Raw genomic sequence first — 16,250 nt, 5'->3', positions numbered from 1 at the left:
ATCTGTCTGCATGTAACAAAGTTTCTGTTACATTTATTTGTGATGCAAATCTCGTGAAACTTACATTTGTGCGCTGAATATAATCTTTCTGGTTATCTTTAGTGATTATGATCACAAAATAAATACGACTCTAAATCTCTATTGATGTAAACGTTTCCAATTGAGATCTAATTCACGGAATGTTCTATCGAGATATATAAATATTCAGCCTCCTTAGTAAGTAATACTCTAATTAATAGGTAGAAAGATTTTTATGTCCGATTCGGCGATCACCCTTAAAACTAAAATGTCATATGGCCTTGGTGCCCTAGGTAAAGATTTTGCCTGTGCTCCAATTTACATTTTCCTTATGTTCTACTTTACGGATGTTGCGGGTCTACCAGCAGCATTTGTTGGTACCATCTTCCTTGCTGCCCGTATTATTGATGCAATCACTGACCCGATGATGGGCATGATTGTTGATAACACTCGTTCTAAATTTGGCAAGTTCCGCCCATGGATTGTGATTGGCACCATTCTTAACGCAGTTGTTCTTGTCGCTCTTTTCAGTACTCATATGTTTGAAGGCACTGCGCTTTATGTCTATGCAGCAGCTGCGTACATTCTGTGGGGATTGACTTATACCATTATGGATATTCCGTACTGGTCAATGATCCCTGCGCTGTCGGACTCACGTCAGGAGCGTGAAAAACTGGTTGTATGGCCTCGTCTGTTCGCAAGCCTTGCATGGTTCGTGACAGGTACTTATGGTCTGCACATTGTTGGTGAGCTTGGCAATGGTGATCAGGGTCAGGGCTTCTTCAATGTCGCTATGTTGATTGCGGTTTTGTTTGTAATGAGTGCATTCCTTATTGCGCGTAACGTAAAAGAGAAAGCGGCACCTGCTGCAACAACTGAAAAATTCAATATTAAAGATGTTCTTGCCATCATCGGCCAGAACGACCAGCTAAAAGCACTTATCGGCACGGTTCTTTCTTTCCAGATTGCAAACATGCTGGTTGGTGGTTTTGCTATCTACTACTTCACTTACGCACTTGGTAACGCTGAACTGTTCCCTATCTACATGATGGTGGCAGGTGCTGCAGAGGTAGCAGGTGTATTCCTGTTCCCGCACATCGCTGGCCGTTTACCACGTAAACACCTATGGATGATTGCTTGTGGCTTCCCAATTGTTTCTTGCCTGATTCTTGTATTCATGGGCATGGCTGCACCGGGTAATGCACTGCTAATTGGCCTGTCTGGTGCTGCGATTAAATTCGGTGTTGGTATTGCGAACGCACTTCAGACAGTCATGCTAGCAGACGTTGTAGACTACGGTGAGCACAAAACAGGTCGTCGTAGCGAGAGTGTTATCTTCTCTATCCAGACCATGCTGGTTAAGTTTGCTGGCGCTGCTGGTGGTTTCATTACTGGTGTTGGCCTGTCGGCTATCGGCTATGTTCCAAATGTTGAGCAGGCTGAGAGCACAATCTTTGGTCTTCAGGTAATGATGTTGGTGATTCCTGCAGTGATGATGACGAGCAGTGGGGTTATCTACAAACGCTTCTATCGTCTGCATGAAGGCTTCAACAAAGATGTAGTAGAACAAGAAACAGAGCTAGAAGCTGTGAAAGCGTAATCGCGATTGATGAATTATTAACTCCATAATTGTTTATCGGTTATGGAGTTAATTTGTTTGGAAAGACTTTTGGTAGTTAAGATGAAAACATTCGAAGAAATTATTCGTGCTAGAGATTGGGAAAACCATCAGGTTATTGAAGCCAATAAGATAGCAGCTCACGCACCATTAAATGCTTACGCTAGTGAACGAGATGCACTTGCAAAAAAAAGTTCGGAGTTCAAAGCTTCGCTTAATGGCGGCTGGAAGTTTGCGCTTTTTGATAAACCTGAGTTGGTGCAAGAGAGTGTTGTTGGGAATAGTTTTGACGACAATGATTGGGATGAAATTACGGTACCTTCTAATTGGCAGATGCAAGGATACGACAACGCGATTTATACCAACATTAAGTATCCTTTCGAAGACAATCCACCTCATGTCCCGGCAGAAAACCCGACCGGGCTATACCGCAAATCATTTACTTTGAATAAAGGCTGGGAAGAGCGAACAACCCGTATCGTATTTGAAGGAGTAAACTCCGCGATGCACCTCTGGTGTAACGGAAACTGGGTAGGATATTCCCAGGACAGTCGCCTTCCTGCTGAGTTTGACTTAACTAAACATCTGCAAGACGGAGAAAACCAGTTAGCAGTAATGGTGATACGTTGGTCGGATGGTTCTTATCTGGAAGATCAGGATATGTGGTGGCTGAGCGGTATTTTCCGTGATGTATCACTTATCAGTAAACCGAAAGTCTGCCTTGAAGATATCACTATAGAAACGGTTCTTGATGAGACGTATCGTGACGCAAACTTAAAGCTTAGAACCCGTCTTAGCGAGAAAACCAAATCTCACAAAATAGTTGTAAAACTGTTTGATTCTGAAAGCAACCCTGTTGGCGAAACAACGGGTTACATCAGTCAGTGTGACACTAAAGTTATTGATGAAAAAGGCTGTTGGGAAGACATCGCTTTCCATGACATCGAGATAAAAGAACCTAAGAAGTGGAGTGCAGAGTCTCCTTATCTGTACCGTTGCGTTATCTCTCTGTTAGATGAAAATGACCAACGAGTGGATTGCGAAGCATATCGTGTGGGATTTCGAAGTGTTGAGATCACCGATGGTCTGCTAAAAGTGAATGGTAAGCCTGTACTTATTCGAGGTGTTAACCGCCACGAGCACCACCCGGAAGATGGCCATGCTGTAAGTCTGGAGAGCATGCGTGAAGATGTGTTGCTGCTAAAGCAAAACAACTTTAATGCTGTCAGAACCGCGCACTATCCAAATCATCCCGCTTTTTACGACCTATGTGATGAGTATGGTTTATATGTGGTAGATGAAGCGAACATCGAAACCCATGGGCAGTTCCCGATGAGCCGTCTGTCGAATGACTCTCAGTGGATGAGCGCCTATATGCAACGTATGGTTGGTATGGTTGAACGGGACAAGAACCACGCTTCTATCATCATTTGGTCCCTTGGTAACGAATCTGGGATTGGATTTAACCACCATGCTATGTATCAGTGGACCAAGCAACGAGATCCTAGCCGTCCGGTGCAATATGAAGGTGGAGGTGCAGATACTGCTGCTACGGATATCATCTGTCCGATGTATGCACGAGTCGATCAAGATCAGCCATTTGAAGCTGTGCCTAAATGGGCAATTAAGGGTTGGATTACTCGTCCGGGAGAAAATCGCCCTCTAATCTTGTGTGAATACTCTCATGCTATGGGTAATAGCTCAGGTAGCTTTAACAAGTACTGGGATGCATTTCGTCAGTATCCAAGGTTACAAGGCGGTTTCATCTGGGACTGGGTTGATCAGGGCTTAAGTAAACAGGACGAAAATGGTACACGCTACTGGGGATACGGAGGTGATTTTGGTGACAAGATCAATGACCGCCAGTTCTGTATTAATGGCTTACTTTTCCCGGATCGTACACCGCACCCATCTCTGTTTGAGGTGAAGAAAGCACAGCAGTTCTATCAGTTCGAGCTTTGCGAATCCGAAAGTCTGAGTATCAAAGTAGCAAGTGAACATCTGTTTACCGTCAGCGATTCAGAATCACTGAAGTGGCAGGTTTGTCAGGAAGGTGAGGAAGTACTTAGCGGTGAAATAGAACTGAGTGTTGAGCCGTTAAGTAGCAAAGTTTACGAGCTCGCGAAACACTTGCCAGAAATAGCGGCAGGAAAGGAAGTACACCTTAATCTGGAAGTCGTATTAAACCGAGACGTTAGCTGGGCTCAAAGTGGTCATGTTACAGCAATGGAACAGATCCCTCTGGCTGGATCATTATCGCTGAGTGAGACAGCGAAAAAAGATAACGTAGACAAACCAACGGTTGTTCAGGACGGACAGTACATTCGAATAGAAACCGCGAATGGCAGAGTCACCTTTGAGAAAGCGAGTGGTTCAATTTCTGATTGGTCAGCAGACGGCGAAAATCTGATGCAAAGAGCGATGAGAGACAATTTTTACCGCGCACCATTAGACAACGATATTGGTACCAGTGAAGCGGACTTTGTTGACCCTAACTCCTGGATCAGTAAGTGGGGTGCTGCGGGATTAGATTCGCTTATGCGTGAGTGCCAGTCCCTTTCTGTTGAAGAAACCTCCGACAGTATCTTGGTTGAGGCAGAACACCATCATATTGCGAATGGTGAAGTTGTCCTTATCTCGAATCGTCGCTACCAGATACTTGGTGATGGCAAAATTGAGGTAATGGTTTCTGTTGATGTTGCCGAGGGCCTTCCATCTCTGCCAAGAGTAGGCACTGAGTTTGCGCTACCTGTCCCGGCAGACGCTGTGAAATGGTATGGACGTGGGCCTCATGAAAACTATCCGGATCGAAAAACAGCCGCGCACTTTGGTGAATACGCGCTGTCGTATCAGGAAATGCATACCGATTACATTTTCCCATCAGAGAATGGTCTGCGTTGTGATGTGAAGCGCGTTAAGGTTGGACGAGTTCTGGTAGAAGGTAACTTTAACTTCTCAGTAAGTCGTTATAGCCAATTTAATCTAACACAAGCAAAGCATACCAATGAGCTTGAAGCCGATGATTGCTTGTATGTGCGCCTGGATGGCTTTTCAATGGGAATTGGTGGTGATGATTCCTGGAGTCCTAGCGTTCATAGCGAGTATTTGCTTGAAGATTCGCAGTACAAGTTTGGGTTTACCATGTCACTAGCTGACTAAGTAACACGCTGAAATAACCGCTCCGGAAAACTCAATCCGGAGCAGAAAGAATAATAAGAGAAATAACATGAAGCAAAATGTATTGTCCCTGAAAGGTCATGATACTGAAATCGTTTTAAGTCTTTCTGACAGCACTGAAATTTTGTATTGGGGAGAGGCGATTAGTACACATTCAGAGAGTGAGGAGCAAACTCTGTCCCGTGCTATTCCTTATGGCCGTCTTGATACAGATATTCCGATGACGTTAGCGCCTGAGCTAGGACGTGGCCTGTTTAGCAGCCCGGCACTAGAAGGACACCGAAACGGTCAGCATTGGGCTCCGGTTTTTGTCAATCAGTCGGTAGAACAGAAAGATGACTCGCTAATTATAACTGCGGTCGACACTCAGGCGGGGTTAACTCTCGTCACTGAGTTGCTTCTGGACAAAAACGATGTGGTTAAGGCTCGTCATACACTGACTAACAACCAGAGTGGCCCATACTCTGTTAACCGACTTGCTAATACGCTTCCTCTGCCGGAAAGAGCAAAAGAATTGCTCACATACTATGGCCGCTGGGTTAATGAGTTTCAGCAAACCCGAATGTTGCTCACGCAAGGTGGATATCAGCAAGAAAACCGTCGTGGACGAACATCTCACGAGCACTATCCAGCATTTATCGCTGGCACCAAAGGTTTTGATGAGATGTCTGGAGAAGCCTGGGGGTTCCACTTGGCATGGAGCGGAAACCACCGCATGAGAATCGATGTAAAAGCGGATGGGCGACGTTTTATGCAGGCCGAAGCGCTTTACCTTCCGGGCGAAATCGTCCTTGAGCAGGGGGAGAGCCTTTCAACACCATGGCTTTATGCGACTTACAGTGAAAATGGCCTGAACCAGATGAGTCAGCATTTTCATCAACATGTTCGAGACAGCATTCTAGGCGAGAGAATGGCGAATAAACCTCGCCCAATTCACCTGAATACCTGGGAAGGTATTTATTTTGACCACGATCCTGATTACATCATGGATATGGCGACCCAGTCAGCGGAAATGGGTGTCGAGCGCTTTATTATCGATGATGGCTGGTTCCGAAATCGAAATGGTGATAAAGCCGCGCTGGGTGACTGGTATCTGGATGAGAATAAATATCCGGACGGTTTGAACAAGGTTGTTGAGCATGTAAATAACCTGGGAATGGAATTCGGGCTATGGTTTGAACCAGAGATGATAAACAAGGATTCTGATCTTTACCGTGCTCATCCTGAGTGGTTGCTCGCTCTCGAAGGTTATGAGCAACCGACAGGCAGAAACCAATACGCCATTAACCTGCAAATTGACGACGCCTTCGATTATCTGCTTGCTCGTCTGGATCATTTCCTAAGTAGTTACAATATTGCTTATATCAAATGGGATATGAACCGTGAGATTGTGCAGCCGGGCAACAATGGCTTTGCCTCTGGTCACCGTCAGGTAGAAAGATACTACGAACTGGTAGACAAGCTAATGGAAAAACATCCGGAAGTGGAAATTGAATCCTGTGCTGCTGGTGGTGGTCGTATCGACTATGAAGTGTTAAAGCGTACATTACGTTTCTGGGCATCTGACAACAACGATGCGTTAGAACGACAGCAGATCCAAAGAGGCATGAGCTATTTCTTCCCACCAGAGGTGATGGGATGTCATATAGGAGCCAGACATTGCCACAGCACGCGACGTACTCATGATATAAACTTCCGTGGATTAACCGCACTGTTTGGTCATATGGGTATTGAGCTGGATCCGGTAAAAGAGTCAGCTCAGGAAAAAGAAGGCTTTGTGAAGTACATAGAACTACATAAGCAGCTCCGTCCTCTTTTACATAGTGGAAATGGCGTCAGATTTGTTACAGACGATGAAGCTCATCTGGCGCATGGTGTCATTAGCTCTGATCAAAGTCAGGCAGTGATTATGATTGCTCAGTTGGCGATGCCAACGAACTCACTCAGCAGTACTCTACGTATACCTGGGTTAATTGCTTCGAAACAATACAAGATCACGTTGCTCGATTGCCCGGAGAACTTCTACGACATCGTAAATCGTCAGCCGTTGTGGACTGAGCGCGAAATTGTGTGCTCTGGTGAGTGGCTGGCAAAAGCGGGTATTGCAACCCCGGTTCTGGACCCGGAAACCGCGGTGCTAATTAAGTTGGAAAGTGTCAGTTAGAGATACTTGCTAAAGACACATAATGTAACAGGCCGGCTTAAAGTCCGGCCTGTTTTTTTGTTCGGTTTTAACGGTTTTATGCTATCTTATCGGACTTAGCTAACGCTCTTTCCAGGAATTAAACGGAGCAATTAATGTTGTTAGAACAAGCACTAGAAATTATTGAATATACCGATTCGGACCAGTATGAAGAAGCAATCGATATGTTTAATCAAAACCATATTATCAACGGGAGCATGCTTCCTTTCCTTAATGTGATTTTCGAAATCGCTCCAGAACAGTTGTGTAAGCGTTTAAAGAGCGCTGGCTTCACTGGTGATGTTTCTATTGCCAAATCACAAGATTGCTACTTTGTCTTTAATGCCGCCCGAATGAGTGAACAGGAAGCGGCAAAACTCATCAATCAGTAATCCAGCACGCAATGAGCTCATCAACGCGATTCTGGTGATGTGACTCAACGCCAGCTACTCGACTATAAACAGGGTTGTCCCTGTCATTCTTCAAAGGATGATGCCAACCCTGAGTATGTTCTACAAAATGCTTTGCGAAAGCATCTGATATCTCTAAGCAGCCTGCCAGAACAGTATCCACATAACTCATCACAATAGGCACATTGTGGCAAGGTGCACTGGCTTCATTGACAACGTATATCCAAATAGGCTTTTCCGAGTCAAACGCTTCTACGCACTCAATCTGTTCCGGTTTGAGCTTTATTCGATGGTACCCGGCTTCTCGAACATCAAACTCTTTTAAAGCGATATCATCAATTTCAAGCAAAACACCGTTTACCTGACCTTCACCTTCAACAACCGCAACAGGGGATGCCCGGTATGAGTCATCTATTTTGCTCCAGCTTCTTACCATTCCGTGGACTACTGCGGGGATGGCGTGACCTGTGTGCCCAGTTAATGTTCGGGAAGCTTCATTCATTAAACTGCCGTAGCCAAAAATATACATAGTAACCTTTTGCAAGAGTGGACATTAATTCGGCAATAGTGCCACGAAATTTGAACAGTGCAATGGATTTATTTGGGGCTATGTGTGGACTGCGAAAGAGTGGGAAACAAGAAAAAGCAGAAATTTTAACAATTTCTTTATATTTACGAATGGATTTGAGTAAAATTATTTGGTTTTAGAAATAGAAAGGGCGCTAAACGCGCCCATTTCCTATCTGCAATAGCTACTTTTTAATTTAGATAACAGAGATAGCCGCTAGAAAAGAAACGATAGCTACACCAATCAGCCTAAATGCTAGTGGGGCTTCGCTAAATTCTTTAACGTCTTTTCTGCTCCAAGAAGATAGAGCTTTTTTTAGTTCTTTGCGTGTTGCCATGTGGCCCCCTTTATGTAATCTCAATGTCTAGTGGAAACATATACATGGTATATACAATGTAATTTGAAAGCAATACATTTATTGAAATAAAAGTGAAATATAAGTGAAATATTTCTATAAGGGTCATTTCATGCCAGAGAGCTCACAGTCTCTCTGGCAAATGAGTAGATATCTGGTTGAATTTTGTTCAATTTATAGCTGGGGCTAGTGATTCGACCCAGCAGGATTAACGGAAAAATTTGTTTCCCGATATACATCAGCGAATGTCTTTTGCTTCTGTTTTCGTCTTTTCGGGTTGCTGTTATTAGTGTGATTACTCTGGATGGCTTTTTCATGAGCCTTAGCAGACTGGATAAACTCTGGATCAGACAAGGCCTGTTTGCGCAATTCGTTGATTTGCTCAAGTCGTTCAGTTAGCGATAGCATACTTCCCTCCTTTCTGTTTACCACATAGCTTGCTACCGATTTGGTAACTGGCTATACATACAGTATTGATCTGTTATCAGTATGTGTCAAGAAATACTGTTTATGTATACAGTTGTCGTGTTCGATTTTATTAGCAATCCTAAATAAATTGGCGTCTCATAATTAGAGCAGGTGAGTCAGAGCATGGCTTTTCGCGTGAGTCTATAGTTAAAGTGAATGGACGGGTGACGGGAGTCAATTATGGAATTACGTAACAAACGCGGTGAAACTACTCAGCTTGCGGATAACCTAACTCTGAAAGAAGTTGTTGATATGGGTTTCTCTGTCGATATCTGTGACAAAGCATTTGATCCGGAAGAACACTGGCAAGTTGAAGGTAAAGAAATTAAAGGGAAAGGAGAGTTTCCTGAAAGTTAAAGAGTAATAAGAAAGCCAGCAATTGCTGGCTTTTACCTAATAATCGTTGAAGTCTGTGAGTTAAATTAGATTTAAAAAGCGTTACTCGCTCGACTCCAACCCGGTCATCATCATTAAGTCTGCTGCAATTGCCCCTGTCGAAATCGATAAACCAGCCAGAATAACTACGACGGCATACTTACATGCGAATAGTGAAACCGCTATGGCATTAATAATCTTGTCCATACTCTTACCTCTCTATGTGTGTATATGCTTATTTTATTCGAGGCAGGGAAATAGTTTTGAGATGTAAAGTCGTTTATGACGAAGTAAATGCTTCAAAATATCGAAAAAGCCACGCATGACGGAATTTTACAACTGTTAACACTTTTAATTTAATATATAATTTTACGGAATGTTATTCTGTGCGGCATATAAAGGAAGGAAATGTTTATATACGCTTTGTCAGCTTTCAAGGAAGGAGCCATATTAAGTTTTTGTTAAGGTATATACATTGACCAGATTTAATATATCATATGTATATACATGTAATTAATGAGATAACTTAATGAACATAGTGAATATTGATGGTAGTACAGTTGGTACCTTTGATGGTGACGTGATCAAGGATGTCGAAGGTCAACAGATGTTTAAAGTGAGAAACAACCATATTTATACTACGGAAGTACCTGCGAGGTTAATTGGAGAGCTGGAGCAAAATATTGCTTTGGATCTTTGGGGAAATTATATGTTTCGTGTTTCCGCTAAGTAATAGAGTAACACACACTTTGCGTATTACTCCAAAACTGAGCTTTCTTGATGGATTCACTTTATCTCATAATGGCTCAAAAACATGGCAGCACTTTCATTTGCCAGTTTAGACAAGTCAGTATCTTCAACACTACAGTTCATGCCAAGTAGAAGTGGCCAGAAACAGCTCCCTTTTAGTAAGTTGTGCAACTGACCGTTAGCAAACTCAAAATCCATATCCTTCAGCTTTCTATCGGCTACCGCGGCTTCAAGCCATTTATACAATGCTGTTTCGCGAGCAGAGTACTTCACCATCTCCTTTTTCAGTGCTTCAGGATTATAAAAAAAGTGTCCGAATGCGACACGTGATAACTCAATGTTCTCTCGTGATGCAATGATTTTTCCTTCGGCAAGCAGAAGAGCAGACAACTGTTGTTGTAAAGGAAGGGACGCATCATAAGAAATGTCGATATCCACCGTTGCCTTTTGCCATAGTTCACTAAGGATGTGCATCACCAGTACTTCTTTGGTTTCGAAGTGGTTATATACCGTTCTTTTAGAAACCTGAGCAAGTTCGGAAAGCTTATCCATGCTGGTCCCCTGAACACCATACTCAGTAAATGCTTGTTTTGCGGCGTTAATAATGGCTTCGCGCTTAAGCTCACTTCTCGTTTTTTTCGACATGCTATTACTACCAAAAATGACAACTTTTATGATTTTACACTAAGGGGTTTACTTTTTAAAACTTAAATGTAAACTATGTAGTGTACTTTGATGAAGAGTAAACCGATGAAAAAGATTACCCTGTTAGGAGCGTTAATTATGTCAGCTGCCATTGTTACTTCATGTGCTACGGAAAAAGGTGCAGAGCAGGAGAAAGGAAAGTTCAGAAACTCAGAGATTCAATACGAAACGTCTATGGGGAATATCTGGGATTACTTTAAGAAAAGTATGGAAGTAAAGCGTGAAGCCGCTGTGCCCAACGGTGAAATTCCGGTTCAACAACTGAGTAATGAGGTTTTGGAAAACCAAACTGAAGATGCCATATATCGCTTAGGTCACTCTACCATTTTGATGAAACTAAACGGTGAGTATGTCATGACGGATCCAGTGTTCAGTGACAGAGCTTCTCCGGTTCAGTGGATTGGTCCAAAGCGTTTTCATCAGGCTCCTATTTCTATCGAAGAGTTACCGAATATTAAGGTCGTGATTATCAGTCATGACCATTATGATCATCTAGATAAAGCAGCAATTAAAAAGCTTAACGATAAAGTCGAGCATTTTGTTACACCTCTAAAAGTAGGCGATTACCTGATAGAGTGGGGCGTTGATAAAAACAAAGTCACTCAGCTTGATTGGTGGCAAGAGAAGCAAATTGATGGATTGAAGTTAGTAGCAACTCCAGCACAACACTTTTCAGGACGAGGCTTGCTAGACAGAGATCAGACGCTTTGGGCTAGTTGGGTTATTCAATCTGAGAACACCAATCTGTTCTTTAGTGGTGACGGTGGTTATTTTGGAGGTTTCCGCGATATTGGTGAAAAGTACGGACCGTTTGATCTGACTATGGTTGAGTCGGGTGCCTACAATGAGCTTTGGTCGGAAATTCATATGCTTCCAGAGCAAAGTGTACAGGCTCATATCGATCTGAAAGGAAAAGCGATGTTACCGATTCACAACGGGACGTTTGATCTCTCTATGCATGAATGGTACGAACCGTTTGAGGTAATTTCTGATCTAGCAATGGAAAGAAATGTACAGTTAGTCACACCGAAGTTTGGTGAGCCAGTACCCGTTAAAGCACCTCAGGCTAATTATGCGTGGTGGCGTGACGTTGAAGCTAAGTTTAACTTGAGTGAACTGGCTCTAGAGAAATAAAAGCTCATAAGAAACAATTAAGCAGGCTCCTGAATTTCAGGAGCCTGTTTTCTTATTCGGGTTTGAACATCTCATCGTTGATGATGGCGGTAATGGTTCGATAGACAAGCCATGTTAGTAGCAAGGTTACAGCTGTTAATAAAATCATGGTCAGTGTCTTGTAGAAAAAATTCGGGAAGAAGCCACTCATTTTTGCCGTTGCTGCTGTTAGCGCAGCGACCGGGAAAGAGTAAGCCCAGGAAGAAATAAAGAAAGGAACTTTTAAAAATCGAATAATGTTTGAGAAAAGTACCATGCTCATAAATAAAGCAGAAAAGTACAGTACTCTGGCAAACACATCCACTTCGCCAATCAGGCTTGTGTAGGAAATAAAGCCCACTGAGGGAGGAGCCAAAAGAATAAACAGCATTGGCGTCATTCTTTCTGGCAGTGGTTCGTGGAAGAAAAGTCGATACATTACGATGGTCAATAACACTATCCAGAACACGATACCGATACTAAAGAAAAACCAACTGATTTCTATGTAACCCAGATGACTTCCTCCCAACGGGACAATGATGTTTCCGACAACCGGAATAAACCAACTAGGATTCGCATGGGAAAGCGTATAGTGAGTATGATGAAGCCAACTGCTAATAACATATACCGTCATACAAATTTGCAGTGCGGCACCGATTGTCCAAAGAACGTTGCTTAAAGCCGGGTTTTCTAACCAGACAGCGGAGAGCAATAGAAAACTGATTGAAAATGCAGGGAAGAAGTTCAACTTTACCGGATGGCGTGATTCTTGTACAACGGCTTGAGGGTGGCGAACAACTTTAAATCCGTATACCGACGTGATAGCTATCATTGCGAGGGAAGCAATGGCGCCAAACCACTGATAAGCTTCCGGTGCGAAATCCTGAGCACCGGCCTTCCAGGCTAAAGTTAGTCCACTTAACCCCATGACAACAGCAAAAAACGAGATTGGGAAGTAAACCAGTTTAGGTTGTTGAGTTTCTCCCTCTGGGTCTAAAAAACTCATGTTTCCTCACTTAGATTCTTAGTCGAATGATGATTTTATTTATAAATTATTGGCATTTGCCAATAAGCGTAGAGTAATAAAAAATCATATATTAGTAAATGCTTAATATTGTATTCAATTGATGAGCTGTTTATATCTTTAGCCATTGAGCTTCGCTAGTTGTTTGAGTATAGGTCAGGTTACAAATGAAAATAGTAGAGCAAGTAACTGATGACTAAAGTCAATGACAAAACTAATGCTGCAATATAAGTGGACGCAAAATAGACAGTTTCTTGCTGACGGTTTTCCTGGACTCCAGTAAACATTGCTTTAACCAGTGGTTTGGATTTAATTTTGTAAACAATGATCGCGAGTACATGCAGAACGGAAAGGGTGATCAGGCCTTTAAACAGGTTTTCATGGACAAGGACAAAGAGGTCAAACAGTTCGTCAGTCAGCCAGACTTCGGAACCCGGAAGTGGATCGAGCATGCCAGCCAGTGCCAGACCAGTGAAGCACTGTAATAAAAGTAAGCTGATCAGTGCCAATACCATAAGAGCGCCAGCTGGGTTATGTCCGGGTTTCTCAGGATATTTCCCTTGTAGATATTGAGTGACCACACGAGGGGATTTTACGAACTGTGTGAATCTGCTAGTTTCGCTTCCTATAAATCCCCATACCACCCGCCATAGCAAGAGAGACAGCAGTATTAGTCCTGCAATCACGTGAGGCCCTTCTTCTGTTAGTCCTGACACAACTAGACCAATAAATAATACCAACTGCACCCAGTGATAAAGTCGGGTTGGAAGATCCCAAACTTTCATAAATGACGTCCTATAAATGATGTTTTGTAAATTTCTGTAAAGCCTTAACTTATATATGGTTACATAATTTACATTACCATAATGTTTGTGTAACTATATTTATGTAATTGAACAAATAATAATCAGTAAAAATGACGTCACGGAGGAAGAAGTTGTGAAAAAATTAGTATTGGGCCTGTTAATTCCATTTTCTATGAGCACCTTTGCGGCCGATTTTTCTAAAGAAATCGAAGCAAGACAGAATGGATTTGATACGGTTAAAAACAATGTCGAAATGGTTGGTGAGATGTTTGAAAGTAGAAACATCGACTGGGCTAAAATGGAAATGTACGGTAAAAACTTAGCTGAAGCTTCTGCTCCACTGAAGGACTTGTTTCCAGAGGGAAGTCAGGATGGAAGTAACGCCAAATCAGCAGTTTGGAAGAGCAATGATAAGTTCATGATGGGGCTTGAAAAACTGAATACCGGCTTTAATGACTTATATGCGGCTGCGCAGAGCAAGGACAAAGGGGCTGCGATGTCTGCATTTGAAGATGCAACCGGAACATGCAAAGCGTGTCATCGTAAGTTCAGAGTGAAAAAGTAGTTATTAGCAAGACGATTTTCTGAATAAGATATAAATAATGGTTAAGCGCTTGTCTGCCTGTTTGGGAAGACAGGCGTTTTTTATGTGTGCTAAATTCTTTGAAAGGAAAAACATAAAACAGCAGGAAGGTTATGATAGAGCCAACAAGTAGTATTTTGGATTGTATCCGCACCGTTGGAAGAGGGGAGAGAGGGCGAAAGCCTTTGACATTTGATCAGGCTTACCAGGTTATGGATGAATATCTTGATGGCTCTGTAGGTGATGATCAGATGGCGATGCTGCTGATGTTGATTCGGGTGCAGAATGAAACACACGATGAGATAGCCGGATTTGTAAAAGCTTTCCAGAAACGAGTACCCAAGATCGGAGCAGATATTGATTGGCCCTGTTATGCCGGAAAACGTCAAAGTGCGGGACAACCATGGCATTTGATCGCTGCTAGAATTCTGGCAGATAACGGTTACAAAGTGTTGTTACATGGTTACTACGACAAGCAAAGTGGTCGTGACCATGCTGAAAACTATCTAAACGACTTTTCTATATCAGTTGCAAAAGACGCATCGCATGCGAAGGCTCTGTTAGAGTCAGACAATATTGCCTACCTTCCGCTGTCTAATTTTGCCTCGCAAGTGGTTACCATGTTGGGTTGGAAGAGTCGATATGGTCTGAGAACACCAGTAAATACGGTAGTAAGAGCACTCAACCCTGGTGGTGCAAGGTTGGGGTTGCGTGGTAGTTTTCATCCCGGCTTTCAACAGCTGCATGCAGAGGTAGAACAAAGTGTTGGTAAAACCAGTCACGCTGTTGTCTCTTTTAAAGGTGCTTCGGGCGAGTCAGAGTATAACCCAAAGGTAAGTCAGACAGTCTGGCGCAGTGACAGCGAAGGTGTGAGCTCTCATTATTGGGCTGAAATGATGTTGTCAGATATTCCGTTACCCAAAATCGCGCCAATGAAAACCAAATCAGAAGATATGGTATTGATGGCTAACACTGTGATTTCGACAATGGCGGCTGTACTCTATACAGAAACGAACGATAGAGACGAAGCCTTTGAAAAAGCTTTCGAGTATTGGAAGCGCTGGGTAGGTTAGTCTTTTCTCTTCTGTTTATAGTGACATTATAAACAGAGGCAAATGACGAAACTTGTGAGTCCCGATAAAAGCAGCTTCAGGCCCAGACTTAGATCTGCACTGGAAAAGTGTTCTTGTTCACTTTCGGTACTCTGTTGAATCATCGATGCCGCTACTTTTGTTTCTTTGCTGGGGCTGTGTTTAAGGTATCTAAGCTTTGGTGGCGGAGATACAGCAACAAATGCAGCCAAAATGATATGAAGTAGAAACGAGTAGAAGAAGTAATCGCTGACATATTGAGCCTTTATCCAACCGAAGAATAGATCGGTCAGATATAAGGTACCGACAATCGCCATATTTGCCAGCAACACAAAGCTAAGTAGTTTTCTAATCAAGTTTGACTCCAGATTTTTGCTTAACTACTCATAGTTCACAATAATCATCACATGAGCATCCACATCGCTTGAGTTTATATAGGTGTGGGTGTCCTTTGAGTCGAATGTGAGCGAGCTGCCGGAAGTCAGCACATAACTCTTGTTGTTCACAACTATCTCCAACTCGCCATCAGTAACAAACAACTGTTCTGTAGTGCTGGTGGTGTGACTGTTTGGATCTGTGTAGTTGCAGCCGGGTTTAAAGGTACCGTAGAACACTTCGTATCCGCTGGTTGGAGAAAACGGAAAGACACTGTGGATAATAAACTGGTTTTTATCGTCCGTTACAGGAATCATGTCTTTTATGTTTTTCACATCGTAAGTCTTGCTTGAGTTGTCCAACAACGTTTCCAGCTTTATCTTCAATCCATTGGCAATTTTCCAGATGGTAGCAATGGTCGGCATAGATTCAGATCTTTCTATCTGACTCAACATGGTTTTACTTACACCAGTTCGTGAAGAGACTTCATTCAGACTTAATCCCATTTTGTTTCTGGTGCTTTTTAGTTTTTCCCCAAGGGCTGAAAAGTCTTCCATCGAACATTACCTTCTATCTATTTTTGAGTAACTACT

At 42.8% G+C, this 16,250-nt stretch carries 18 protein-coding genes; 9 read left to right on the top strand and 9 right to left on the bottom strand.

The window, feature by feature from the left end:
* Positions 1–253 precede the first annotated feature (253 nt).
* The 4 genes from melB to SNR28_RS20420 all read left to right on the top strand — a co-directional run bounded on the left by melB (position 254) and on the right by SNR28_RS20420 (position 7,387).
* Positions 254–1,618: a melibiose:sodium transporter MelB gene (melB, locus tag SNR28_RS20435; RefSeq protein ID WP_375750500.1), complete on the top strand. Its 1,365-nt coding sequence runs from the start codon at positions 254–256 to the stop codon at positions 1,616–1,618.
* An 81-nt stretch (positions 1,619–1,699) separates the two neighbouring features.
* Positions 1,700–4,795, top strand: a complete 3,096-nt coding sequence (locus tag SNR28_RS20430; RefSeq protein WP_375750499.1) for a beta-galactosidase — start codon at positions 1,700–1,702, stop codon at positions 4,793–4,795.
* A 67-nt stretch (positions 4,796–4,862) separates the two neighbouring features.
* Positions 4,863–6,977, top strand: coding sequence for an alpha-galactosidase (locus SNR28_RS20425; protein WP_375750498.1), 2,115 nt, complete (start codon positions 4,863–4,865; stop codon positions 6,975–6,977).
* A 134-nt stretch (positions 6,978–7,111) separates the two neighbouring features.
* A complete protein-coding gene (locus tag SNR28_RS20420; RefSeq protein ID WP_375750497.1) occupies positions 7,112–7,387 on the top strand; it encodes a hypothetical protein in 276 nt (91 codons plus the stop codon).
* On the opposite strand, the gene SNR28_RS20415 is transcribed toward SNR28_RS20420, so the two are convergent.
* The 3 genes from SNR28_RS20415 to SNR28_RS20405 all read right to left on the bottom strand — a co-directional run bounded on the left by SNR28_RS20415 (position 7,377) and on the right by SNR28_RS20405 (position 8,736).
* Entirely contained in the window at positions 7,377–7,934 is a 558-nt protein-coding gene (locus SNR28_RS20415; protein ID WP_375750496.1) for a gamma-glutamylcyclotransferase family protein, read from the bottom strand. The two genes, SNR28_RS20420 and SNR28_RS20415, sit on opposite strands and share 11 nt — an antisense overlap.
* Before the next feature lie 235 nt (positions 7,935–8,169).
* Positions 8,170–8,310, bottom strand: coding sequence for a hypothetical protein (locus SNR28_RS20410; protein ID WP_375750495.1), 141 nt, complete (start codon positions 8,308–8,310; stop codon positions 8,170–8,172).
* Between the two features lie 204 nt (positions 8,311–8,514).
* Positions 8,515–8,736, bottom strand: coding sequence for a hypothetical protein (locus tag SNR28_RS20405; protein WP_375750493.1), 222 nt, complete (start codon positions 8,734–8,736; stop codon positions 8,515–8,517).
* Between the two features lie 240 nt (positions 8,737–8,976).
* On the opposite strand from SNR28_RS20405, the gene SNR28_RS20400 reads away from it, so the two are divergent.
* Positions 8,977–9,153: a hypothetical protein gene (locus tag SNR28_RS20400; RefSeq protein ID WP_375750492.1), complete on the top strand. Its 177-nt coding sequence runs from the start codon at positions 8,977–8,979 to the stop codon at positions 9,151–9,153.
* A gap of 81 nt (positions 9,154–9,234) precedes the next feature.
* Here SNR28_RS20400 and SNR28_RS20395 read toward each other — a convergent pair whose 3' ends face one another.
* On the bottom strand, positions 9,235–9,378 hold the full coding sequence (locus SNR28_RS20395) for a hypothetical protein (protein ID WP_375750491.1): 144 nt from the start codon (positions 9,376–9,378) through the stop codon (positions 9,235–9,237).
* A gap of 322 nt (positions 9,379–9,700) precedes the next feature.
* Between SNR28_RS20395 and SNR28_RS20390 the strand changes: the two genes are divergently transcribed.
* Positions 9,701–9,904 (top strand): hypothetical protein, encoded by a 204-nt coding sequence (locus tag SNR28_RS20390; RefSeq protein ID WP_375750489.1) that lies wholly within the window; start codon positions 9,701–9,703, stop codon positions 9,902–9,904.
* Between the two features lie 53 nt (positions 9,905–9,957).
* Here the strand turns inward: SNR28_RS20390 and SNR28_RS20385 are convergent, their stop codons facing one another.
* A complete protein-coding gene (locus SNR28_RS20385) occupies positions 9,958–10,566 on the bottom strand; it encodes a TetR/AcrR family transcriptional regulator (protein ID WP_375750488.1) in 609 nt (202 codons plus the stop codon).
* Positions 10,567–10,704: 138 nt separating this feature from the next.
* Here SNR28_RS20385 and SNR28_RS20380 point away from each other — a divergent pair, with 138 nt between their 5' ends.
* A complete protein-coding gene (locus SNR28_RS20380) occupies positions 10,705–11,760 on the top strand; it encodes an MBL fold metallo-hydrolase (protein ID WP_375754131.1) in 1,056 nt (351 codons plus the stop codon).
* A 52-nt stretch (positions 11,761–11,812) separates the two neighbouring features.
* Here the strand turns inward: SNR28_RS20380 and SNR28_RS20375 are convergent, their stop codons facing one another.
* Together SNR28_RS20375 and SNR28_RS20370 are read right to left on the bottom strand one after the other, a co-directional pair.
* Positions 11,813–12,784: an SLAC1 anion channel family protein gene (locus SNR28_RS20375; protein ID WP_375750487.1), complete on the bottom strand. Its 972-nt coding sequence runs from the start codon at positions 12,782–12,784 to the stop codon at positions 11,813–11,815.
* A 179-nt stretch (positions 12,785–12,963) separates the two neighbouring features.
* The gene (locus SNR28_RS20370; RefSeq protein WP_375750485.1) at positions 12,964–13,587 is read right to left on the bottom strand and encodes a cytochrome b/b6 domain-containing protein; all 624 of its coding nucleotides are present in this window, start codon (positions 13,585–13,587) and stop codon (positions 12,964–12,966) included.
* Positions 13,588–13,741: 154 nt separating this feature from the next.
* Here SNR28_RS20370 and SNR28_RS20365 point away from each other — a divergent pair, with 154 nt between their 5' ends.
* The gene (locus tag SNR28_RS20365) at positions 13,742–14,173 is read left to right on the top strand and encodes a c-type cytochrome (protein ID WP_375750484.1); all 432 of its coding nucleotides are present in this window, start codon (positions 13,742–13,744) and stop codon (positions 14,171–14,173) included.
* 131 nt (positions 14,174–14,304) lie between these two features.
* Complete coding sequence (locus SNR28_RS20360) at positions 14,305–15,264, top strand: glycosyl transferase family protein (protein WP_375750482.1); 960 nt, start codon at positions 14,305–14,307, stop codon at positions 15,262–15,264.
* A gap of 26 nt (positions 15,265–15,290) precedes the next feature.
* Here the strand turns inward: SNR28_RS20360 and SNR28_RS20355 are convergent, their stop codons facing one another.
* Entirely contained in the window at positions 15,291–15,638 is a 348-nt protein-coding gene (locus tag SNR28_RS20355; RefSeq protein ID WP_375750480.1) for a hypothetical protein, read from the bottom strand.
* A 24-nt stretch (positions 15,639–15,662) separates the two neighbouring features.
* On the bottom strand, positions 15,663–16,214 hold the full coding sequence (locus SNR28_RS20350; RefSeq protein WP_375750479.1) for a helix-turn-helix domain-containing protein: 552 nt from the start codon (positions 16,212–16,214) through the stop codon (positions 15,663–15,665).
* Positions 16,215–16,250: the final 36 nt, after the last annotated feature.

It is taken from the genome of Vibrio iocasae, from assembly GCF_042245395.1.
Taxonomy (GTDB): Bacteria; Pseudomonadota; Gammaproteobacteria; order Enterobacterales; family Vibrionaceae; genus Vibrio; species Vibrio iocasae.
This window is presented reverse-complemented; position numbering and strand designations above follow the sequence as displayed.